The sequence below is a fragment of the Kineococcus rubinsiae genome, from assembly GCF_011839805.1.
Taxonomy (GTDB): Bacteria; Actinomycetota; Actinomycetes; order Actinomycetales; family Kineococcaceae; genus Kineococcus; species Kineococcus rubinsiae.
Map to the genome: position 1 here is coordinate 1 of NZ_VWPY01000047.1, position 22,567 is coordinate 22,567.

18 protein-coding genes and 2 tRNA genes are annotated in these 22,567 nt (G+C 74.0%); 10 read left to right on the plus strand and 10 right to left on the minus strand.

The features are described from left to right. The coding region (locus F1544_RS17940; protein WP_208972134.1) for a glycerate kinase at nt 1-772 on the minus strand (772 nt) is incomplete at its 3' end. Nucleotides 773-850: 78 nt separating this feature from the next. Here F1544_RS17940 and F1544_RS17945 point away from each other — a divergent pair. Beyond that, entirely contained in the window at nt 851-1,339 is a 489-nt protein-coding gene (locus tag F1544_RS17945) for an EVE domain-containing protein (protein WP_208972132.1), read from the plus strand. Here F1544_RS17945 and F1544_RS17955 read toward each other — a convergent pair. Next, nucleotides 1,331-1,401, minus strand: a tRNA-Gly gene (locus tag F1544_RS17955). The two genes, F1544_RS17945 and F1544_RS17955, sit on opposite strands and share 9 nt — an antisense overlap. A gap of 124 nt (nt 1,402-1,525) precedes the next feature. On the opposite strand from F1544_RS17955, the gene F1544_RS17960 reads away from it, so the two are divergent. From F1544_RS17960 to clpX, 5 genes are all read left to right on the plus strand, one after another. Further along, a tRNA-Pro gene (locus F1544_RS17960) sits at nt 1,526-1,599 on the plus strand. A 166-nt stretch (nt 1,600-1,765) separates the two neighbouring features. Beyond that, a complete protein-coding gene (gene tig, locus F1544_RS17965; RefSeq protein ID WP_167587501.1) occupies nt 1,766-3,202 on the plus strand; it encodes a trigger factor in 1,437 nt (478 codons plus the stop codon). Nucleotides 3,203-3,390: 188 nt separating this feature from the next. Beyond that, on the plus strand, nt 3,391-4,020 hold the full coding sequence (locus tag F1544_RS17970; protein ID WP_167587523.1) for an ATP-dependent Clp protease proteolytic subunit: 630 nt from the start codon (nt 3,391-3,393) through the stop codon (nt 4,018-4,020). Nucleotides 4,021-4,066: 46 nt separating this feature from the next. Further along, on the plus strand, nt 4,067-4,738 hold the full coding sequence (locus F1544_RS17975; RefSeq protein WP_167587524.1) for an ATP-dependent Clp protease proteolytic subunit: 672 nt from the start codon (nt 4,067-4,069) through the stop codon (nt 4,736-4,738). Between the two features lie 180 nt (nt 4,739-4,918). Then, a complete protein-coding gene (gene clpX / locus F1544_RS17980) occupies nt 4,919-6,205 on the plus strand; it encodes an ATP-dependent Clp protease ATP-binding subunit ClpX (protein WP_167587502.1) in 1,287 nt (428 codons plus the stop codon). 67 nt (nt 6,206-6,272) lie between these two features. Here clpX and F1544_RS17985 read toward each other — a convergent pair whose 3' ends face one another. The 4 genes from F1544_RS17985 to F1544_RS18000 all read right to left on the minus strand — a co-directional run bounded on the left by F1544_RS17985 (nt 6,273) and on the right by F1544_RS18000 (nt 10,724). Then, on the minus strand, nt 6,273-7,130 hold the full coding sequence (locus F1544_RS17985; protein ID WP_167587503.1) for a YceI family protein: 858 nt from the start codon (nt 7,128-7,130) through the stop codon (nt 6,273-6,275). After that, entirely contained in the window at nt 7,127-9,664 is a 2,538-nt protein-coding gene (locus F1544_RS17990; RefSeq protein ID WP_167587504.1) for an MFS transporter, read from the minus strand. The genes F1544_RS17985 and F1544_RS17990 overlap by 4 nt, the downstream gene beginning before the upstream one ends. Next, nucleotides 9,661-10,188, minus strand: coding sequence for a MarR family winged helix-turn-helix transcriptional regulator (locus F1544_RS17995; RefSeq protein WP_167587505.1), 528 nt, complete (start codon nt 10,186-10,188; stop codon nt 9,661-9,663). Before F1544_RS17995 ends, F1544_RS17990 begins: the two co-directional genes overlap by 4 nt. Nucleotides 10,189-10,295: 107 nt before the next feature. Further along, nucleotides 10,296-10,724 carry a MarR family winged helix-turn-helix transcriptional regulator gene (locus tag F1544_RS18000; RefSeq protein WP_167587506.1) on the minus strand — a complete coding sequence of 143 codons (429 nt, stop codon included), beginning with the start codon at nt 10,722-10,724 and terminating at the stop codon, nt 10,296-10,298. A gap of 167 nt (nt 10,725-10,891) precedes the next feature. Between F1544_RS18000 and F1544_RS18005 the strand changes: the two genes are divergently transcribed. The 3 genes from F1544_RS18005 (at nt 10,892) to F1544_RS25560 (ending at nt 14,221) form a co-directional block, all read left to right on the plus strand. Then, nucleotides 10,892-11,548, plus strand: coding sequence for a PadR family transcriptional regulator (locus F1544_RS18005; RefSeq protein ID WP_167587507.1), 657 nt, complete (start codon nt 10,892-10,894; stop codon nt 11,546-11,548). Then, nucleotides 11,548-12,627, plus strand: a complete 1,080-nt coding sequence (locus tag F1544_RS18010; protein ID WP_167587508.1) for an inositol-3-phosphate synthase — start codon at nt 11,548-11,550, stop codon at nt 12,625-12,627. The genes F1544_RS18005 and F1544_RS18010 overlap by 1 nt, the downstream gene beginning before the upstream one ends. An 82-nt stretch (nt 12,628-12,709) precedes the next feature. Next, nucleotides 12,710-14,221 carry a GGDEF domain-containing protein gene (locus F1544_RS25560; RefSeq protein ID WP_167587509.1) on the plus strand — a complete coding sequence of 504 codons (1,512 nt, stop codon included), beginning with the start codon at nt 12,710-12,712 and terminating at the stop codon, nt 14,219-14,221. A gap of 43 nt (nt 14,222-14,264) precedes the next feature. On the opposite strand, the gene valS is transcribed toward F1544_RS25560, so the two are convergent. Continuing rightward, the gene (gene valS, locus F1544_RS18020) at nt 14,265-16,937 is read right to left on the minus strand and encodes a valine--tRNA ligase (RefSeq protein WP_167587510.1); all 2,673 of its coding nucleotides are present in this window, start codon (nt 16,935-16,937) and stop codon (nt 14,265-14,267) included. An 87-nt stretch (nt 16,938-17,024) separates the two neighbouring features. After that, nucleotides 17,025-17,447, minus strand: a complete 423-nt coding sequence (locus tag F1544_RS18025) for a DUF5684 domain-containing protein (RefSeq protein ID WP_167587511.1) — start codon at nt 17,445-17,447, stop codon at nt 17,025-17,027. 142 nt (nt 17,448-17,589) lie between these two features. Here F1544_RS18025 and F1544_RS18030 point away from each other — a divergent pair, with 142 nt between their 5' ends. After that, nucleotides 17,590-19,125 (plus strand): long-chain-fatty-acid--CoA ligase, encoded by a 1,536-nt coding sequence (locus tag F1544_RS18030; protein WP_167587512.1) that lies wholly within the window; start codon nt 17,590-17,592, stop codon nt 19,123-19,125. 87 nt (nt 19,126-19,212) lie between these two features. Here the strand turns inward: F1544_RS18030 and F1544_RS18035 are convergent, their stop codons facing one another. Together F1544_RS18035 and F1544_RS18040 are read right to left on the minus strand one after the other, a co-directional pair. Next, nucleotides 19,213-21,264 (minus strand): 3-hydroxyacyl-CoA dehydrogenase NAD-binding domain-containing protein, encoded by a 2,052-nt coding sequence (locus tag F1544_RS18035; protein WP_167587513.1) that lies wholly within the window; start codon nt 21,262-21,264, stop codon nt 19,213-19,215. Continuing rightward, nucleotides 21,264-22,514, minus strand: a complete 1,251-nt coding sequence (locus F1544_RS18040; protein WP_167587514.1) for a thiolase family protein — start codon at nt 22,512-22,514, stop codon at nt 21,264-21,266. The genes F1544_RS18035 and F1544_RS18040 overlap by 1 nt, the downstream gene beginning before the upstream one ends. Nucleotides 22,515-22,567 lie beyond the last annotated feature (53 nt).

Here is a 22,567-nt window from a genome sequence, read left to right on the forward strand (position 1 = left end):
CGCCGGCCCCGGGCGCCTCCCGCGCGTCGCGGCCGCTCTCGCGGGCCAGGGCGTCGGCGAAGACGCCCAGCGCCGCGTCGAGCTGCGCGACCTGCGCGGGGCTCGCACCCTTCTGCGGGGCGAACACGGCGGCGGCCCCGCGCGGGCCGAGCAGCGGGTTGTCGACGTCGGCCGCGAGCACCCAGCGCGCCGTCGTCAGCCGCGGGTCCAGGCCGCTTAGGTCCAGGCGGTCGAGGTCGGCCAGGGCCGCGCCGCCGTCGGGCAGGTCGCGCCCGTGCGCGTCGAGCAACCGGGCGCCGAGCGCCGCGAGCAGCCCCGCCCCGCCGTCGGTGGACGCGCTGCCCCCGACCGCCAGCACGAGGTCGCGGGCGCCGTCGTCCAGGGCCGCGCGCACGAGCTCACCCGTGCCGCGGGTGCTCGCCGTGAGGGGGGCGGGGACGCCGCCGGGCAGCCGGTCCAGGCCCGAGGCCTGCGCCATCTCCACGAGCGCGGTGGAGCCGTCGCGCGCCAGGACCGCGTCGACGGGCTCGCCGGTCGGCCCCGCGACCCGCACGTGCAGCGCCCGCCAGCCCGCGGCCAGGGCGGCGTCGACCGTGCCCTCGCCGCCGTCGGCCAGCGGCACGAGCGTCGTGACCAGGTCGTCCGGGGCGCCGCCGCGCGCCTGCTCGAAGCCGGAGCGCACCCCCTCGGCGACGCAGCGGGCCACCTCCGCGGCGCTCAGCGACCCCTTGAACTTGTCGGGGGCGACGACGACGTGGACGGGCAGCGTCAGCGGTGACGGGAAGCGCACCGGGCGAGCTTGGCAGAGGCGGCGCTGGCGCGGGTCCCGGGTGCGCTGCACGCTGGGCCGGTGAGCCCCTCCCGCCTGACCACCGGCGACGTCGGCGCCTGGCTGCTGAAGTCCGCGACGCTGCCGCCCGCGGCACCCGGCGGGTGGGAGCCCGGGACGACCCGGCGGCTGCACCGCTGCGTGCGCCCCACCTACCGGCTCTCCCTCATGGCCCCCGGCCAGCCGTGCCTGCTGTGGCTGAGCGGGCGCGCCGACCCCGGTGTGCAGGCCGTGGGGACGGTCGTGGCGGCGCCCCGCCTGGACGAGGAGGGCCGCGACAGCGTGGAGGTGGAGCTGCGCCGGCTGCGGCGCGGGGTGCCGCGGGCGGACCTCGTCGACGACCCGGCGTTCCGCGACGCGGAGGTGGTGCGGATGGCCGCCGGGAGCAACCCCTCCTACGTCACGCCCGCGCAGCTGGCGGCGGTCGTGGAGCTGCTGGGGGAGGAGGCGGGGGCGCTGGCCCCGCCGCGGGCGGCGCGGGCCGGGCGGGGACGGGCACGGAGCGGGTGACGAGAATCGAACTCGCGTAGCCAGTTTGGAAGACTGGGGCTCTACCATTGAGCTACACCCGCGGACGTCCCGGACCGGTTCCGACGGCGCCCGGGGGCACCACCGGGGCCGGGGCCCGAGGTCGTCGACCAGCCTACCGGGTTCCGGGCGGTAGCCTGCTCAGGTGCCCGCCGACCGGTGGGTGCGCGGGGTGTGGCGCAGCTTGGTAGCGCGTCCGCTTTGGGAGCGGAAGGCCCCCGGTTCGAATCCGGGTACCCCGACGGACACCGCCGGTGGACGCGCGTTCGAGCACGCGCGCCGCCGGTCTCACCGGGGCAGGCGCTCCCGGGGCGGCTAGCATCTCCCGGTCACCCCAGGGGTCCTCCCCTGCCCGCACGCCTGACCACGACCTCCGCCGCGGCGGAGAGACCCCAGGAGATCCCCGCTGTGAAGAGCGACGTCGAGACCCTCAACCCGACCCGGGTGAAGCTGACCGTCGAGGTCGGCTACGACGAGCTGAAGCCCAGCCTCGACGCGGCGTACAAGACCATCGGCGGCCAGGTGACCGTGCCGGGCTTCCGCAAGGGGAAGGTGCCGGCGCGGGTCATCGACCAGCGCTTCGGCCGCGCCGCGGTCCTGCAGGAAGCCGTCAACGACGCGCTGCCGAAGTTCTACCAGCAGGCCATCGAGGCCACGGACTACGTGCCGCTGGGCCAGCCGACCGTCGACGTCGACCAGGTCCCGGACCCCGCGACCGGCGGTGAGCTGAAGTTCTCCGTCGAGGTCGACGTCCGCCCGACGCTGGAGCTGCCCGACCTCTCCGAGCTGGCCGTCACCGTCGACGACCTCGCCGTCGCCGACGAGGACGTCGAGGCGCGCCTGACCTCGCTGCGCGAGCGCTTCGGCACCCTGACCGGCGTCGACCGCGCCGCCGCCGAGGGCGACTTCGTCTCGATCGACCTGCGCGCCGAGATCGGCGGCGAGGAGATCGAGACCGCCAAGGGCATCTCGTACCAGGTCGGCAACGGCAACATGATCATCGGCCTGGACGACGCCCTCACGGGCCTCTCGGCCGAGGCCACGACGACCTTCACGGCCCCCCTCGCCGGTGGCGACCGCGCCGGCCAGGACGCCGAGATCACCGTGACCGTGCAGTCGGTCAAGGAGCGCGTGCTGCCCGAGGCCGACGACGACTTCGCCCAGATGGCGAGCGAGTTCGACACCCTCGAGGAACTGCGCGCCGACCTCGTCTCGCAGGTCGAGCAGACCAAGAAGTTCGACCAGGGCCTGCAGGCGCGCGACCGCGTCCTGGAGAAGCTGCTCGAGGTCGTCGACGTCCCCGTGCCCGAGTCCCTCGTCGAGGCCGAGGTGCACCGCCACCTCGAGCAGGAGAACCGCCTCGAGGACGAGACGCACCGCGCCGAGGTCACCGAGAGCTCCCGCCAGGCGATCCGGAGCCAGCTCCTGCTGGACGCGCTCGCCGAGCGCGAGGAGGTCGGCGTGGCCCAGGAGGAGCTCGTCGAGTACCTCGTCGGCCAGGCGCAGCAGTACGGCATGGAGCCCAACCAGTTCGTGCAGATGATGGACGGCGCCGGCCAGGTCCCGGCCATGGTCTCCGAGGTCCGCCGCCGCAAGGCGCTGGCGATCGCCATGGAGAAGGCCACCGTGACCGACGCGTCCGGCAACGCCGTGGACCTGGAGGAGCTCGTGGGCTCGGACGAGGACGAGAGCGGGGAGACGGTCGTGGAGAGCACGGACGAGTCCGGCGAGACCGTCGACCCCACGGGCGACGACGCGCAGGAGGCGGCCGACGCCGCGGCGGCGCCCGCGGACGAGGCGCCGGCCACCGGCGACGACACCGCCGAGGGCGACAGCAAGGCCTGAGGACCCCTCTCGCGGTGGGCGCACGGGCAGCGCGGCCCGTGCGCCCACAGCGAAAAGGAACGGTCCGCCACGTGGGGCGTCGGTGCCCCGCGTTAGGGTCGATCGAGTTCGGCGGCCTCCCCGCCGGCCCCCGGTACACCCGGGGTGGTCGACCCCAGGAAGGGCCAGGAGACAGCGTGAGCGAGTTCATGAGCGCACCGGGACTGGTGACGCCGCCGCAGGCCCGCGGCCCGCAGCCGGGGATGGGCCTCGACGACAACGTCTACCAGCGGCTGCTGCAGCAGCGGATCATCTTCCTCGGCACCGAGGTGCGCGACGAGATGGCCAACGCCATCTGCGCGCAGATGCTGCTGTTGGCCGCCGAGGACCCCGAGAGCGACATCTACCTCTACATCAACTCGCCCGGCGGCTCGGTGTCCGCGGGCATGGCGATCTACGACACGATGCAGTACATCAAGCCCGACGTGGCGACGATCGCCACAGGGCTCGCGGCCTCGATGGGGCAGTTCCTGCTCTGCGCCGGGGCTCCGGGCAAGCGCTCGGCCCTGCCGCACGCCAAGATCATGATGCACCAGCCGCTGGGTGGCCTCGGCGGCTCCGCCAGCGACATCAAGATCCTGGCCGAGCAGATCATCCTCACGAAGAAGCAGATGGCCGAGCTCATCGCCCAGCACAGCGGGCGCGACTTCGAGACCATCACGCGCGACTCCGACCGCGACCGCTGGTTCACGGCCGAGCAGGCGCAGGAGTACGGCCTGATCGACCACGTCGTCGGGCGCTCCAGCGAGGTCACCGGTGGTGGTGGCACCGGTGCGTGACCCCTACCTGCCCTCGAACGGCCACCCGATGGAGGACCGCTACGCCATGGACGCCACGCCCCGCCCGTTCGGCGACCGCCCGCCGCTGCACGCCCCCTCGGCGCGCTACGTGCTCCCGCAGTTCGAGGAGCGCACGTCCTACGGGATGAAGCGCAGCGACCCGTACACGAAGCTCTTCGAGGACCGCATCATCTTCCTCGGCGTGCAGGTGGACGACGCCTCGGCGGACGACATCATCGCCCAGCTGATCGTGCTCGAGTCCCAGGACACCGACCGCGACATCATCATGTACATCAACTCGCCGGGCGGCTCCTTCACCGCCATGACGGCGATCTACGACACGATGCAGTACATCCGTCCGGACATCCAGACGTACTGCATGGGCCAGGCGGCCTCGGCCGCCGCGGTCCTGCTCGGGGCCGGCGCCAAGGGCAAGCGGTTCGCGCTGCCCAACTCGCGGATCCTCATCCACCAGCCGGCCATGTCCGGCGGGGACTACGGCCAGGCCTCCGACCTGGAGATCCAGGCCCAGGAGATCCTGCGCATGCGGGAGTGGCTCGAGGACACCCTCTCGAAGCACTCCAGCCGCAGCGTCGAGCAGGTGCGCGCCGACATCGAGCGCGACAAGTTCCTCTCCGCCGACGCGGCCGTCGAGTACGGCCTCATCGACGAGGTGCTGCAGACGCGCAAGGCGTCGCTCAGCGTCACCCCTCGGTAGCTTCAGCGTCACTCGCCCGGGTGTCTCCCGGGGGGCCGGTCTGGCACCGGACCCCCCGGGGGCGTCTAATGAGTCGGATCCCGGTCCCCGCGCCGGGTAGCGTGAACGGCAGGTGACGCACGGACGGGGGCCCTCGCGGCCCCGGTCCGCGCGTCGTGAGCACGAGGAGAGGAATCGTCGGTGGCACGCATCGGAGACGGTGGCGACCTGCTGAAGTGCTCCTTCTGCGGCAAGAGCCAGAAGCAGGTCAAGAAGTTGATCGCCGGTCCCGGCGTCTACATCTGTGACGAGTGCATCGACCTGTGCAACGAGATCATCGAGGAGGAGCTCGCCGAGGCCAACGACCTGGGCCTGGTGGAGCTGCCGAAGCCGAAGGAGATCTTCGACTTCCTCGACCAGTACGTCATCGGCCAGTCCTCGGCGAAGAAGTCCCTCGCCGTGGCCGTCTACAACCACTACAAGCGCATCCAGGTCGGCGAGCCCACCAAGGGCCGCGAGGACGCGGTGGAGATCTCCAAGTCCAACATCCTGCTGATCGGCCCCACGGGCTGCGGCAAGACGTACCTGGCTCAGACGCTGGCGAAGATGCTCAACGTCCCCTTCGCCATCGCCGACGCGACCGCCCTCACCGAGGCCGGCTACGTGGGCGAGGACGTCGAGAACATCCTGCTGAAGCTCATCCAGGCCGCTGACTACGACGTCAAGAAGGCCGAGACGGGCATCATCTACATCGACGAGGTCGACAAGATCGCCCGCAAGTCCGAGAACCCGTCGATCACGCGCGACGTCTCGGGCGAGGGCGTGCAGCAGGCGCTGCTGAAGATCCTCGAGGGCACGACGGCCAGCGTGCCGCCGCAGGGGGGCCGCAAGCACCCCCACCAGGAGTTCATCCAGATCGACACGACGAACGTGCTGTTCATCGTGGGCGGGGCCTTCGCCGGCCTCGACCGGATCATCGAGGCGCGCTCCGGCAAGCAGGGTCTCGGCTTCGGGGCCGCGCTGCGCTCCACCGCGGCCAAGCCGGCGATGACCTTCTCCGAGGTCATGCCCGAGGACCTCATGAAGTTCGGGCTCATCCCCGAGTTCATCGGCCGCCTGCCCGTCATCACCTCGGTCGAGAACCTCGACCAGGAGGCGCTCGTGCGGATCCTCACGGAGCCGCGCAACGCCCTCGCCAAGCAGTACCAGCGCATGTTCGAGCTGGACGGCGTGGAGCTGGAGTTCACCGACGACGCGCTGGAGGCGGTGGCCGACCAGGCCATCCTGCGCGGCACGGGGGCCCGCGGCCTGCGGGCGATCATCGAGGAGGTCCTCCTCCCGGTGATGTTCGACGTGCCGAGCCGCGACGACATCGCCCGCGTCGTCGTGACGCGCGAGGTCGTGCTGAAGAACGTGAACCCGACGCTGGTGCCCCGCGAGGCGCCCGTCCGCAAGACCCCGCGCGAGCGGCGCGACAAGTCCGCCTGAGCCGCACCCGCGACGACGAAGGGCCCGTCCCCCCGGGGGGACGGGCCCTTCGTCGTGCCGGGGCCGGTCAGGTCGGCTGCAGCAGCGCCTCGATGTCGATGGCGACCTTCAGCGTCGTGCCGAAGACGGTCACGCCGACGCCGATGGCCTGGTTCCAGTTCATCTTGAAGTCGTCGCGGTGCAGCTCCGCCGTGGCGGAGAAGGCCGCGCGCGTGCCGCCCCACGGGTCGGGGCCCGAGCCGTTGTAGGCCATCCGCAGCTGCACCGGCCGGGTCGTGCCCAGGAGGGTCAGGTCCCCGTCGAGCAGCCACACGCCGCCGTCTCCCCGGGTCAGCCCCGTCGAGGCGAAGCGGAGGCGGGGGTGCTGCTCGACGTCGAGGAAGTCGGCGGCGCGCAGGTGGTCGTCGCGCTGGCGGTTGCCCGTGTCGATCGACGTGGCGTCGATGTCGACCTCGACGTGGGACCGGCTCACGTCGTCGGGCACCGTGATGGCCCCGGCGAAGGACGTGAACCGGCCGTGGACCGCGGACAGCCCGAGGTGGTGGGCCGTGGCCGTGACCGAGGAGTGCGCCGCGTCGATCACCCAGATCCCCGGGGCGGGGGTGGGGGAGGCGCCGTGGCGCACCAGGCGCAGGTCACCGAGCGGCCACGACCCGGGCGGCACCACGACGGTGCTCGCCTTCGGGTCGTGCCCGGGCGCGGCCACCAGGAGGGTGGCCGGGCCCGGCGGCACGTCGGTGAGGGTCAGCGACCCGTCGCTCGCGCTGACGGCGCGGGCGACCTGGCGCCCCTCGGCGCTGAGCAGGGTCACGGAGGCGCCGGCGACGGGCCAGCCCTCGCGGGTCAGGACCCGCCCCGTGCCGGTGCCGCCCGTGGCGGCACCGGTGCGGGACGAGGACAGCCTGGCGTCCGGGGAGGAGGTCATGCGCGACGGCTCCCGAGCTCCAGCTGCGCCGCGGCGACGCTGTCCTCCTCGACGTCGACGCTGGTCGCGACCGGGGCGTAGCCCGACGCGGTGAGCGTGTAGTGCCCGCCCGCCAGGTCCTCGAAGGAGTAGGTGCCGTCCTCGGCGGTGACGGCCGCGGCGACGACGTCGCCCTCGGCGTCGACGAGGGTGACCGAGGCCTCGCGGACCCGGCGCCCGTCGCTGGCGGCGATGACGGTGCCGGTCAGGCGCCCGCCGCCGGTGAGCTGCAGGTCGCAGGTCAGGCTGCCCGCGTCGGGCACCTCGACGCTGCGGGCCAGCGGGCGGTGGGCGTCGCTCTGCGCGGTGAGGACGTAGGAGCCGCCCATCAGCTGGGCGAAGGCGTAGCCGCCGTTGCCGTCGCTGCGGGTGGAGCCGACGACCTCGCCCGTGATGTCCGTCAGCGTCACGAGGGCGCCGGGGACGGGGACCACCGCGTCGGAGACGGCGTCGCGGGTGGCGACCTGCCCCGTGACGGCGGCGCGGCCGGCCAGGACGACGTCCTGGCGCACCGGGGTGCTGCCGACGGGCACGAGGGTCGCGGACGGCTGGACGTGCGCGGCGGCGACGATCAGCAGGTAGGTCCCGCCGGTCGGCAGCGCCAGCACGTAGTCGCCGTCGTCCCCGCTGGTGGTGCGGGCGACTTGCTGACCGGTCTGGTCGGCGAGGGTCACCACGGCGCCGGTCAGCGCCCGGCCGTCGTGGCGGCGGACCGTGCCCGAGACCGTGAGGCCCGCGTCGGAGCGCGTCGAGGACGCGGCCGTGGCGGCGCCGCGGGGGGTGCCGTCGAGGGCCGCCCGGGCGGTGCCGTTGACGGTGCCGTTGGTGCCGCCGGTGGTCGTGCTGGCGACGGTCTCGCTGGTCCCGCCGGTGGTCGTGCCCCCGGTCGGCACGCCCGCGCTCACGTCGGCGGGCGCCGCGGTGACGGCGGCCTCGGCGGCTGCGGCACCCCCGGCGCCGCGCAGGGCGACCTCCTTGAAGAAGAAGGTGAACAGCAGCGCGACGAGCGCGAACGGGGCCGCGATGAGGAAGACCTCGGCGATCGAGGACCCGTAGGCGGACTGCACGATCGGGCGGACCTGGACGGGCAGGGCGTCGATGTCCGGGATGCCGGTGGTGGAGGCGCCCAGCGCGGAGGCCGGGATGCCGGCGGCCGTGAGGCCCGTCTCGAGGTGCGAGGCGACGCGGTGGCTGAGGACCGCCCCGAGCGCCGAGACGCCGATGGCGCCACCGAGGGTCCGGGTGAAGGCGATGAAGGAGCTGGCCGAGCCGAGGTCCTCGGGAGCGGTCACGTTCTGCACGGCGAGCACGAGGTTCTGCATCATCATGCCGACGCCGAGGCCGATGAGGGCCATCCACGGGGCGACGATCCAGTAGTTCGTGTCGTACTCGATGGTGCCCATGAGGCCCAGGCCCGCGGTGAGCAGGATGCCGCCCGCGATGACCCAGGCCTTCCAGCGGCCGGTGCGGGTGATGAACTGCCCGGCGATCGTCGAGGAGAGCACGAGGCCGAGGATCATCGGGATGGTCTTGACGCCCGACATGGTCGGCGTCTCGTCGCGCGCCAGCTGGAAGTACTGGCTCAGGAAGATCGTCGCGGTGAAGAGGCCGATGCCGACGAAGAGGCTGGCGAGCGCGGCGATGGTGATGGTGCGGCTGCGGAAGAAGCGCAGCGGGATGATCGGGTCCTTCGCACGGCTCTCGGCGAGCACGGCGAGGGCGAGGAGGACGACACCGCCCGCGACGAGGCCGACGGTCCACCAGGAGCCCCAGTCGAACTGCTGCCCGGCGAGCGAGACCCAGATGAGCAGCGCGGAGATGCCGGCGGCCAGCAGGGTCGCGCCGAGGTAGTCGATGTGGACCTCGCGGCGCGCGGTCTGCGGCAGCTTCAGCTTGAACTGCAGCACGATGAACGCCAGCACGGCGAAGGGGACGCCGACGTAGAAGCACCAGTGCCAGGACAGGTGCTCGGTCAGCACCCCGCCGATGAGGGGCCCGCCCACGGTCGCGAGGGCGAACGTCGCGCCCAGGTAGCCGGAGTACCGGCCGCGCTCCCGGGGGGAGACGATCGTCGCCAGGATGACCTGCGCGAGGGCGATGAGCCCGCCGCCGCCGATGCCCTGGAAGACGCGCATCGTGATGAGCATCCCCATGTTGACGGAGAGGCCCGCGACGGCGGAGGCGACGACGAACAGGACCAGGGCGATCTGGACGAGGACCTTCTTGTTGAAGAGGTCCGCGAGCTTGCCCCAGATCGGGGTCGAGATCGTCGTGGCGAGCAGGGCGGCGGTGACCACCCACGTGTAGCCGGACTCCGTGCCGTTCAGGTCCTTGACGATCGTCGGCAGGGCGTTGGAGACGACGGTGGACGACAGGATGGCCACGAACATGCCGAGCAGGAGGCCCGAGAGGGCCTCCAGCACCTGCGCGTGGGACATCTTCTGCGGCGCCTGCTGCGCGACGTGCTGCGCGTGGGCCGGTGCGGTGGTGGTCATGCGTTCCTCTGCAGGTGGTGCTCCGGGTGGGGACCGGGCGGGGTCGGGGTGACGGGGGCCGTGGCGCGCGGGCCGCACGCGTCGGGTTCGGCGCACGGAGCGTCCGTCCCGGCGGGGGCGCCGGCGCGGGCGAGGCGGTCCAGCAGGCGGGCCAGCAGGTCGATCTCCGCGTCGTCCCAGTCGGCGAGCCTCGCGACAAGGGTGTCAACGAGGTGCCGGCGGTGCGACCTGAGCTCGGCGACGCCGGTCTCGGTGAGGCTGAGGCGCTGGGAGCGGCCGTCCTGCGGGTCCGGGACCGCGGTGAGCAGACCGCGCTGGCGCAGGTGGGTCACCTGCCGGCTGACCGTGGAGAGGTCGAGACCGAGGGTCTCGGCGACCTCGGAGACGCGGGGGGTGCCGCTCTCGTGCACGGCGGCCAGGGTCGCCGTGGAGGGAGCGGGGGTGCTGCCCACGATCGCGCGGCGTGCCCGCAGCAGGCCCGGGAGGACGTCCACGAGCCCGGCACAGGCGTGGGGTGTGGCCATGTCGACCTTCGCATCGAAGTTGGTGTGTGCAAGCAACCGTACTCGCAGATGGTTGCAGCATGCAACTCCCTGCGGGCGCAGGGGTACTCCGACGGGGTCAGGAAGGGCTAGAGGCTCGCGTTGAGGCGGCCGACGAGGCCGGCGAGCTGGGCGATGTCGTCCTGGCTCCAGTCGCGCAGCCGCTCCCGCAGCCGCTCGCGGCGCGCCTGGCGCGCGGCGTGGACCCGCTCGAGGCCCGTGGGGGAGAGGGTCAGCCGCACGGCGCGACCGTCGGTGGGGTCGGCCGTGCGCTCCACGAGCCCGAGGCGCTCGAGCATCTGCACCTGCCGGCTGAGCGTCGGCTTGCCGATGCCGAAGAAGGCCGCGAGGTCCGAGGGACGCGCGTCGCCCGTGTCGTCGAGGCGCACGAGGAGGCTGTACGCCTCCGACTCCAGGTCCGGGTGCACGGAGCGGGCCACCTCCCGGGAGATCGCCCGCGACCTGCGCAGGAGGACGGCGAGCTCCCGCTCGAGCTGCTCTCCGGGTCCGGTCACCATCAGCCGAACCTACCGCCTCCCGGGCCGCCCGTGATCCACACCGCGACCCCTCCCGCCGCCTGCCCGCCCCCGGCCCCGGCGGGTCGGTGTCGACGCGGCGGCGTCCGTGTCGTAGGTTCACGCCGATGCATCGAACCGATGCATCGGACGACGACGAGGAGGCCGGCGTGGTGCGACGACGGGCGGACTCCCTGCAGCTGGCCGTGCTCGCCCTGCTGGCCGACGGACCGCTGCACGGCTACGAGGTCCGGCGCCGGCTCGACCTGCGGCTCGGGGCCTTCCGGGCGCTCTCCTACGGCACGCTCTACCCCTGCCTGCGGCAGCTGCAGACGGCGGGCTGGGTCGAGGAGACGACGCAGGCCCGCGTGCCGGGCACCGTGACGCCCCGCCGCACCCGGGTCACCTACGCGATCACCGCACCCGGCCGCGACCGCCTCGGGCAGCTGCTCGAGGAGGCCGGGCCGGACGCCTGGGAGGACGACGCCTTCGGGGTCCGCTTCGCCCTGTTCACGCGCGTCGCCCCCCGCACGCGGCTGCGCATCCTGCAGGGCCGCCGGGCGCGGCTGCTGGAGCGGCTCGAGCAGCTCTCGCACTCCATCGAGCGCGCGCAGGCCCTCGTCGACGACTACGCGCTCGAGGCCCAGCGCCACGGCCTCGACACCGTCCGGGCCGAGGTCGACTGGCTCGACGGCCTCATCCAGGCCGAGGAGCGGCAGCCGGCCGCGGTCCCCGGCGTCGAGGACGGCACGACCCCGCCGGCGGCGGGACCGCACGACCCCGGGCAGCAGCTGCCCGGGAACCACACAGATGGGGAGAAACCCTGATGGCACCGATCCGCACCGCGATCGTCGGCGTGGGCAACTGCGCGGCCTCCCTCGTGCAGGGAGTGCACTACTACGCCGACGCGGAGCCGACGGCGACCGTGCCCGGCCTGATGCACGTCATGTTCGGCGACTACCACGTCCGCGACCTCGAGTTCGTGGCCGCGTTCGACGTCGACGACAAGAAGGTCGGGACGGACCTGGCCGACGCGATCGGCGCGAGCGAGAACAACACGATCAAGATCTGCGACGTGCCGCCGCTGGGCGTCACGGTGCAGCGCGGCCCGACCCTCGACGGCCTCGGCCGCTACTACCGCGAGACCATCACCGAGTCCGCCGCGCCGGCCGTCGACGTGGTCGCCGCGCTGCGCGCCGCGCAGGCCGACGTCCTGGTCTGCTACCTGCCGGTCGGATCGCAGGACGCCGCGACCTTCTACGCGCAGTGCGCGCTGGACGCGGGCGTCGCCTTCGTCAACGCGCTGCCCGTCTTCATCGCGGGGACCCCGGAGTGGGCGCAGAAGTTCACCGACGCGGGGCTGCCCATCGTCGGTGACGACATCAAGTCCCAGGTCGGCGCGACGATCACCCACCGCGTCCTCGCCAAGCTGCTCGAGGACCGCGGCATCCAGCTGGACCGGACCTACCAGCTGAACGTCGGCGGCAACATGGACTTCAAGAACATGCTCGAGCGCGACCGGCTGGAGTCCAAGAAGATCTCCAAGACGCAGGCCGTCACGAGCAACGTCCACGCCGACTTCGGCACCCGCAACGTGCACATCGGCCCGAGCGACTACGTGCAGTGGCTCGACGACCGCAAGTGGGCCTACGTCCGCCTCGAGGGCCGCGCGTTCGGCGACGTCCCGCTGAACCTCGAGTACAAGCTCGAGGTGTGGGACAGCCCCAACTCGGCCGGCGTCATCATCGACGCGGTGCGCGCCGCGAAGATCGGGCTCGACCGGGGGATCGGCGGCCCGCTGCTGTCCGCGTCCGCGTACTTCATGAAGTCGCCGCCGCAGCAGATGCCCGACGACGAGGGCCGCGCCGCCGTGGAGGCCTTCATCCGCGGCGACGTCGAGCGCTAGGACCGACGCGGGCGACGCGGGCGCTGGGCCGACCGGGCGGCGGGGCCTCAGGGTGGCCGCCCGGCGGGCCGACGCAGGGAGGATGCGCTCGCGTCTGCCGGCACCGCTGCGGATCCTCCTGGGTCTCGGCGGCGTCCTCGCCCTCCTCGTGCCCGTCGTCCCCGCCGGTGCGGGGCGCGACGCGTACGCGGCGTCGCTGAGCGTCGCCTTCGTCGTGGCGATGGCGGTGGGGGTGGTGCGCAACCGCCCCCGCCGCCCGCTCGCGTGGTGGCTCCTGACGGCCGGGGTCGCGTCGTGGGTCGCCGGCGACGTGCTCTGGGACCTGTACGTGTGGGTCTGGGACGTCGACCCGTTCCCGTCGCCGGCCGACGCCCTCTACCTGTCCGCCTACGTGCTGCTGGCCGCGGGCTGCTGGCAGTTCGTGCGCGCGCGCCAGGGCGGCCGCGACCGCGAGGGCCTCATCGACAGCGCCATCTTCACGGTGGGCTTCTGCCTGCTGAGCTGGACGTTCCTCATGCGGCCGACGCTCGCCGCGGTCGACGACTCCGTCCTCGCCCGGGTGCTGGGCGCGGCCTACCCCCTGGGCGACGTGCTGCTGCTCGCCTTCCTGGTCCGCCTGCTCACCACGACCGGTGGCCGCAGCACCGCGTTCCGGCTCCTCGTCGCCGCGGCCGGGACGATGCTGGTGGCCGACAGCGCCTACCAGCTCGTCAGCCTCACCGCCGACGACGGCGGCGGGATCCTCACGTCGCTGTGGACGCTGAGCTACCTGCTCTTCGCCGCCGCGGCCCTGCACCCGTCGATGCGCGGGCTCACCGACCACGGGCCGCCCGCCGGTTGGGCGTTCACCCGCGGCCGGCTCGCGGCGCTGACGGCGGCCAGCCTGCTCTCGCCCGGCACGCTCGTGCTGCAGCTGGCCCTGCACCTCGACCTCGAGGCCTGGGCCGTGGCGCTCAGCTCGGTGGTCCTGTTCCTGCTCGTCGTGCTCCGCATGTCGGGGCTGGTGCACCACCTGCAGGAGCAGGCTGGGCAGCTCGCCGCCCTCGCGCGCAGCGACGCGCTGACGGGGCTGCCCAACCGGCGCTCCAGCGATGCCGAGCTGGAGCGGCTGCGCGCGCGGGCGCAGCGCGACGGCACCCCGCTGTCGCTGGTCATGCTCGACCTCGACCGCTTCAAGGCGTTCAACGACACCTTCGGCCACCAGGCGGGCGACCGGCTGCTCGTCGAGGCGAGCGGGGCGTGGCAGAGCGCGCTGACGGTGGCCACGGCCGGCGCGGACGCGGTGCTCGCCCGCTGGGGCGGGGAGGAGTTCGTCGTCCTGCTGCCCGGGCTGGACGCCGCCGCGGCCGCCGCGGCGGTCGCGGCCCTGCGTCCCGCGACCCCCGCCGGGCAGACGTTCTCGGCGGGCGTCGCGCAGTGGGACCACCACGAGGACACGGCCTCGCTGGTGCGCCGCGCCGACGCCGCCCTGTACCGGGCGAAGGCGGACGGCCGCGACCGGGTGCTGCTCGCCGGCGCGGACGGCGCGGACGAGCAGGGCGCCGGCGCCGAGCGGGCCGGCACCCCGGGGGTGCCGGCCCAGCCGGTCGGCTGACCCGCCTGCCGTCGAGCGGGCGGCCCCGCCGCGCGAGGACCCGTCAGGCGTCGGCGGTGGCGATCTCCGCCTCGGCGCGCAGCGCGGCGGCCTGCTCGCCCTCGACGGCGGGCACCTCGGCCCAGGTGAGCGAGGCGGCGCGGGCCGCGGCCCGCACGTCGTGCTCGGCGCGCCGCGCGTCCGCGAGGACGTCCGCCGGGCCGTGGACGGTCGCGGCCGCGAGCTCGGTCTTCTGCGAGACCTTGGCCTCGCTCTTCAGCTTGCGCAGCGCCGAGAGCGCCTGCGCCGCAGCGCCGAGCACGCCCAGCGCGTCCTCCGCCCCGCCGGCCGGCCCGAGCTCGGCGGCTTCGGGCCACGGCGCGGTGTGGACGGAACCGTCCTGCCACCACGACCAGACCTCCTCGGCCGCGAAGGGCAGGAACGGGGCCAGCAGCCGCAGCAGAGTGCGCAGGGCGATGGCCGCGGTGGCCTGCGCCGAGGCGGCCGCCGCCTCCCCGCGGGCGCCGTAGGCGCGGTCCTTGACGAGCTCGACCCACTGGTCGCAGAACGTCCAGAAGAACTGCTCGGTGACCTGCAGCGCGGTGGCGTGGTCGTAGCGCTCGAAGGCCTCGCCCGCCTGGCGCACCACGACGGCGAGGTTCGCCAGCGTGCTGACGTCCAGGGGGTCGGTCACGGCGTCGCGGTCGGCGACGTCGCCGCGCTGGACCCCGAGGCCCAGGACGAACTTCGAGGCGTTCAGCAGCTTCATCGCCAGCCGGCGGCCGATCTTCATCTGGCCGGTGTCGAACGTCGCGTCGGTGCCCAGGCGCGCGGTCGCCGCCCAGTAGCGGACCGCGTCGGAGCCGAACTCCTCCAGCAGCGCCATGGGCGTCACGACGTTGCCCTTGGACTTGCTCATCTTCTTGCGGTCCGGGTCGAGGATCCACCCCGACAGGGCGGTCCGCCCCCACGGCAGGCCCCCGTGCTCCAGGTGCGCGCGCACGACCGTGGAGAACAGCCAGGTCCGGATGATGTCCTGGCCCTGCGGGCGCAGGTCCATGGGGAACACGCGCGAGAACAGGTCCTCGTCGCGCTCCCAGCCACCGGCGATCTGCGGGGTCAGCGACGAGGTCGCCCACGTGTCCATGACGTCGGGGTCCGCCGCGAACCCGCCGGGCACGCCGCGCTGGTCCTCGGTGAACCCGGGCGCGGGCTCCGACGCCGGGTCGACCGGCAGCGAGGCCTCCGCCGGCAGGACGGGCGCGTCGTAGCGGGGGGTCCCGTCCTCGTCGAGGGGGTACCAGACCGGGAACGGCACGCCGAAGAACCGCTGGCGGGAGACGAGCCAGTCGCCGTTGAGGCCCGAGACCCAGTTGTCGTAGCGGTGCTTCATGTGCTCGGGGTGCCAGGCGAGTTCCGCCCCGCGCGCCAGCAGGGCCGCGCGCAGCGCCTCGTCGCGGCCGCCGTTGCGCAGGTACCACTGGCGGGTCGTGACGATCTCGAGGGGGCGGTCGCCCTTCTCGTAGAACTTCACGGGGTGCACGATCGGCTTCGGCTCCCCGACGAGGTCCCCGGACTCGACGAGGGCCGCGACGATGCGCTCCTTCGCGGTGTGCACGGTGGTGCCGGCGAGCTCGCCCCACAGGGCCTCGCCCGGGCCTCCGGCGATCCACGCGGGGAGCTCGCGCTGGAACCGGCCGTCCCAGCCCAGCACGGCGCGGGTCGGCAGCTGCAGCTCGCGCCACCAGGTCACGTCGGTGACGTCGCCGAAGGTGCAGATCATCGCGATGCCGGAACCCTTGGCGGGGTCGGCCAGGCGGTGGGCGAGGACGGGCACCTCGACGTCGAACAGCGGCGAGCGCACCGTGGTGCCGAACAGCGGCTGGTACCGCTCGTCGTCGGGGTGGGCCACGAGCGCCACGCACGCCGGCACCAGCTCGGGCCGGGTCGTCTCGACGAACACGGGTTCGGCGCCGGGGCGGGCGAAGCCGATGCGGTGGTAGGCGCCCTCGCGGTCGCGGTCCTCCAGCTCGGCCTGGGCCACCGCGGTGCGGAACGTCGTGTCCCACAGCGTGGGCGCCTCGGCGGCGTACGCCTCGCCGCGGGCGAGGTTGCGCAGGAACGCGCGCTGGGCGGTCGCGCGGGCCGGCGCGGAGATCGTGGAGTAGGTGTGCGACCAGTCGACCGACAGGCCGAGGCGGCGCCACACGGCCTCGAACGCCTGCTCGTCCTCGGCGGTCAGCCGCTCGCAGAGCTCGACGAACGTGCGCCGCGAGACCTGCACGAAGTCGCGGTCGCTCTTGGGGGCCTTCTCGGGCGGGACGAAACCCGCCTCGTAGGGCAGCGACGGGTCGCAGCGCACGCCGTAGTAGTTCTGCACGCGGCGCTCGGTGGGCAGGCCGTTGTCGTCCCAGCCCATGGGGTAGAACACCGACTTCCCGCGCATGCGCTGGTAGCGCGCGACCACGTCGGTGTGGGTGTAGCTGAACACGTGCCCGATGTGCAGGGACCCGGACACCGTCGGCGGCGGGGTGTCGATGGAGTAGACGTCGGCCCGCTCGGAGGTGCGGTCGAAGGCGTACGTGCCCTGCTCGGCCCAGGCGGGGGACCAGCGGTCCTCGAGGCCGTCGACCGTCGGGCGGTCGGGGACGACCACGCCGGGTGCCGTCGGCGGCGGGCCGGCCGGCGCGGTGCCGGCCGACGACGAGGGGGCGGTGCGGGTGCGAGCGTCGGACATGCCCCCATCATCGCAAGACTCGGCGCGGCCCGGCGACGACCGCGGCCGGGCCGCGCCGGGTCGTCCCCTCCCCGTCCGGTGCCGGGGTCAGGCGTAGCTGGGCCGGACGCCCTGCGCGGCGGCGGGCCCCTGGTAGCGGCTGGAGCCCAGCCACAGGATGAAGAGGAAGACCGGCGACAGCAGCACCAGGCCCACCGTGAACCCTGCTCCGTGGCCGAAGGACCGGGAGAGGTCGTGGTAGGCGACGATCAGGACGACGAAGCTGACCACGGGCACGAGCAGCAGCAGGAGCCACCACCACGGGCGGCCGACGACCTTGAGCAGGCAGTAGGTGTTGTAGACCGGGACGAAGGCACCCCAGGCCGGGGCGTCGGGGTGGGCGGCCTTCTTGAGGACGCCGTACAGCGGCAGGGTGACGAGGAGGTACGTCACCACCGTGCTGATGAGCGACGCGACGAGGACGCCGGCGATCGCGGCCGAGTCGGTTGTGGTGACTGTCTGCAAGAACATGTGTCTGAGAGTGGCAGAGGGTGACGGTCCGCGGAGGCGTTGTGGCCGAGCTCGCCCGGACGGCGGAGCCCGGCCGTCGCGGGGACGGCCCGTGTGTGAGACTCCGAGCAGCTGCTAGTCGACGACGCCTGCAGGAGCACCGATGACCACTCTCGCCCACTTCCTCCCCGAGCACGCCCGCACCCGGCCGGACCGCCCCGCGATCCGCCTGGACGAGCACGTCCTGACCTGGGCGCAGCTCGAGGACGCCAGCGCGCGCGCCGCCGCCCACCTGCGTGCGGAGGGCGTGCAGCCGGGCGACCGCGTGGCGCTCATGCTGCCGAACGTCCCGCACTTCGCCGTCCTCTACTACGGGATCCTCCGCGCGGGGGGCGTGGTCGTGCCGATGAACCCGCTGCTGCACGCGCGGGAGGTCGCCCACTACTTCGCCGACTCCGGCGCCGTGCTGGCGTTCGTGTGGCACGGCGTCGCCGACACCGCGCAGGCCGGCGCGGTCGGGGCGGCCACGCGCCTCGTCGTCGTCGAGCCTGCGAGCACGGCGGCGCTGCTGGCCGGGGTGGAGCCCGACCCCCGCATCCACGACGCGGCGGACGGCGACACCGCCGTCATCCTCTACACCTCCGGCACCACGGGCGCCCCGAAGGGGGCCCAGCTCAGCCACCGCAACCTGCGCAGCAACGCGGTCACGAGCCAGGAGACGCTCGCGAACCTCGGCGGCGACGAGGTGATCCTCGGTGCGCTGCCGCTGTTCCACGCCTTCGGCCAGACCTGCGCCCTGAACACCGTGGTCGTCGCGGGCGCCCAGCTGACGCTGCTGCCGCGCTTCACCCCGGAGGCCGCGCTGGCCGTCATGCAGCGCGACCGGGTGGCGTACTTCGCGGGCGTCCCCACCATGTACACGGCGATGCTCAACTGCCCCACGGCGTCCGAGTACGACCTGAGCTCCCTGCGGCAGTGCGTGTCCGGCGGGGCCTCGCTGCCCGTGGAGGTCCTGCGGGCGTTCGAGGAGAAGTTCGGCTGCGCGGTCCTGGAGGGCTACGGGCTCTCGGAGACCTCACCCGTCGCCTCCTTCAACCTCCCCGACCGCGAGCGCCGGGCCGGCACGATCGGCGTCCCCGTCCGCGGGTGCGAGATGGGCCTGCGCGCGGCGGACGGCAGCGTCAGCGCGGAGGGGGAGATCGGCGAGATCGTCGTGCGCGGCGAGAACGTCATGACGGGGTACTGGAACAACCCCGGCGCCACGGCCGTCGCGATCGACGCCGACGGGTGGTTCTCCACGGGGGACCTCGCGACGCGCGACGCGGACGGCTACTACACGATCGTCGACCGCAAGAAGGACATGATCAACCGCGGGGGCTACAACGTGTACCCGCGCGAGGTCGAGGAGGTCCTCTACGAGCACCCGGCCGTCGCGGAGGCCGCCGTCGTGCCCGTGCCGGACGCCCTGCTGGGCGAGGAGGTCGGGGCCGCGGTCGTGCTGCGCCCCGGCGCGACCACCACGGTCGAGGAGCTCCAGGCCCACGTGAAGGCGGCGCTCGCGGCCTACAAGTACCCGCGCCGGGTGTGGCTCGTGGACGAGCTGCCCAAGGGCGCCACCGGCAAGATCCTCAAGCGGAAGATCACCGCGCCGGACCTGCCGGCGGCGGCCGGGACGGCGGGGGCTGCGGGCACGCCCTGAGGAGCGGCCTGAGGACCGGCCCGGGGAACGAGCAGGAGGGCGCCGCGCGGACCGCGCGGCGCCCTCCCGTGTTCCGGGACGGCCGGGCTAGAAGGCGCCGACCTCGTGGAAGCGCCGGCCGGTGGCGCGCTCGCTGGCGCCCGTGCGGTCGAGGTAGGGCGTGATGCCGCCGGTGAACAGCGGGTGGCCCGTGCCGAGCACGAGGCACACGTCGACCTCCTGCGGTCGCGCGACGACGCCGTCGGCGAGCAGCCGGGAGATCTCGTCGGCGAGGGCGTCCTGCACCCGGACCAGGACCTCCTCCGCGGTCGAGGGGGCGTCGCCCTGCTGCACGACGCCCTGCTCGGCCCCCGTGAGCGCGACGGGTCCCTTGCGCGAGACCAGGTCGGGGCTGCCGGCCTCGACCCAGCGCTCGAGGTTGTCCGAGACGCGGTAGCGGTCGGGGAACGCGCCGGCGAGCGTGCGGTGCACGTGCAGCATGACGGCCGGGCCGACGAGGCTCGCCAGGCGCAGCGGCGACATCGGCAGCCCCATCGGGTCGACCGCGCGGTCGGCCTCCAGCAGCGGGGTGCCCTCGTCGACGGCCCGCATGACCTCGTCGAACATCCGGGTCAGGACGCGGTTGACCACGAAGGCGGGGGCGTCGCTGACGAGCACGCACGTCTTCTTCAGCTTGCGGCCCAGGGCGAACGCCGTGGCCAGCGTCGCCTCGTCGGTCTGCGGGGTCCGCACGACCTCGACCAGCGGCAGGACGGCCACGGGGTTGAAGAAGTGGAACCCGACGAAGCGCTCGGGGTGCTCGAGCACCCCGGCCATGGCCGAGACCGACAGCGAGCTGGTGTTCGTGGCGATGACGGCGTCCTCGCGCAGCAGCGGCTCGAGCTCGCGCAGCATCTGCTGCTTCACCGCGAGGTCCTCGAACACGGCCTCGATCACGAAGTCCGCCAGCCCGAGCGCGGCCTTGTCGGTGGACCCGGACACGTTCGCACGCAGCCGGTTCGCGGTGTCGGAGGTGATCCGGCCCTTGGCCAGCAGCTCGTCGACGCCCGAGCGGACGAATGCGACGCCCTTCTCCACGCGCGCGTCGTCGACGTCGGTGAGCACGATGGGGACCCGGAGGCGGTGCAGCAGCAGGAGCGCCAGCTGGCTCGCCATCAGCCCGGCGCCGACGACGCCCACGCTGGTGACCTTGCGCGCGAGCTCCGCGGGCGGCGCGCCCTGCGGCTTCTTGCCGGCGCGCTGCACGAGCGTGAACGCGTAGAGGCCCGCGTGCAGCTCGTCGGAGACGCCGAGGTCGGCCAGGGCCGCGTCCTCGGCGGCGAAGGCCTCCTCGCGCGAGGCGGTGCGGGCCCCGGCGATGAGCTCCAGCGCCCGGTAGGGGGCGGGGGCCGCGCCGTGCACGCGGGCGTCGGCGACGGCCCGGCCGCGGGCCACGGCGGCGTCCCACGCGGCGGCGTCGCCCGTGTGGTCCGGGCGCGGCACGACGACGTCGCCGCGGAGCACGCCCGCGGTCCAGCGCAGCGACTCCACGAGGAAGTCGGCCGGCGCGAACGCCGCGTCGGCGATGCCGAGCTGCAGGGCCGCGGGCCCGTCGATGCTGCGGTTGTTGGCCAGCGCGTTCTCGATCGCGACGGTGACGGCCGCGGCCGGGCCGATCAGGCGCGGCAGCAGGTAGCAGCCGCCCCAGCCGGGGACGAGGCCCAGGTACGCCTCGGGCAGCCCGAGCCCGCGGGCGCCGGTCGACACGGTCCGGTACGTGCAGTTCAGGGCGGTCTCGAGGCCGCCGCCGAGCGCGAGCCCGTTGACGTAGGCGAACGTCGGCACGCCCAGGGTGCCGAGGCGGCCGAGGACCGCGTGCCCGCGGCGGCCCAGCTCCTCGCTGAGCGCGCGGTCGTGCACGGACGCGACCGCACCGAGGTCCGCACCGGCGCAGAACACGCCGTTCGCCCCGGTGACGGCCACGGCGACGACGCCCGCGGTCTCCACGAGCCCCTGCGCCGCGGTGACGGCCGCGTCGAAGGCCTCCAGCGACTCCGCGCCCAGCGTGGCGGGGCGGCGGGGGTCGCCCGAGGTGAGGGTCAGCAGGGCCAGCGGGCCGGCGCCGCCGGGCAGGTCGACGAGCCGGACGTGGGTGGGCATCAGCGGGCTCCTGCCGTGTCGGACCCGGAGGCGGTGCCGGCCGGGGAGGGGACGAAGTCGGCGTGGTGCGGGTTCTCCCACACGACGGTGCCGCCCTGGCCGAGGCCCACGCACATCGCGGTGACGCCGTAGCGGACCTCGGGGTGCTCGGAGAACTGGCGGGCCAGCTGGGTCATGAGGCGCACTCCCGAGGCGGCCAGCGGGTGGCCGATCGCGATGGCCCCGCCGTAGCGGTTGACCCGGGGGTCGTCGTCGGCGATGCCGAAGTGGTCGAGGAAGGAGAGCACCTGCACCGCGAAGGCCTCGTTGAGCTCGAACAGCCCGATGTCCTCGATGCCGAGACCCGCGTGCCGCAGCGCCTTCTCGGTCGAGGGGATCGGCCCGAGGCCCATCACCTCGGGCTCGACGCCCGCGAAGCCGAAGCCGGCCATCCGCATCCGCGTGGTGAGCCCGAGCTCGGCCGCGACGTCCTCGGCGGCCAGCAGGCACGCCGTGGCGCCGTCGGTCAGCGGGGAGGCGTTGCCGGCCGTGACCCGGCCGTGCGGGCGGAACGGGGTGCGCAGGTTCGCGAGCCCCTCGACCGTGGTCTGGGGGCGGGCGAGCTCGTCGGCGCTCGCGAGGCCCCACGCGCCCTCGGCGTCGCGGACCGCCACGGGGACGAGGTCGGCGGCGACCTGCCCCGCGGCGACGGCGGCGGCGAACTTCTGCTGGCTGGCGGCCGCGAAGGCGTCGGCGCGGTCCTTGGTCAGGGCCGGGAACCGGTCGTGCAGCGACTCGGCGGTCTTGCCCATGTCCAGGGCGTCCGGGTCGACGATGCGCTCGGTGAGGAACCGCGGGTTCGGGTCCATGCCGGCGCCCAGCGGGTGATGGCCCATGTGCTCGACCCCGCCGGCGAGGGCGACGTCGAGCGCCCCGACGGCGATGCTCGCCGCGACGGTGGTGACGGCCGTCATGGCCCCCGCGCACCAGCGGTCGATGGCGTACCCGGGCGTCGTCACGGGCAGGCCGGCGAGCAGGGCCGCGCTGCGGCCGAGGACGAGGCCCTGGTCGCCCGTCTGGGTGGCCGCCGCGACGGCGACCTCCTCCACGCGCTCGGGGGGCAGGGACGGGTTGCGGCGCAGCAGCTCCCGCAGGCACGCGACGACCAGGTCGTCGGCGCGCGTGTCGGCGAACAGACCGTCCGGGCGGGCCTTGCCGAAGGGTGTGCGGACGCCGTCGGCGAACACGACGTTCCGGGTGGTGCGGGTCACGGGACCTCCTCGTCGGTGACGGACCGGGCTCGTCGAGCCGGTCCGCCGCCACC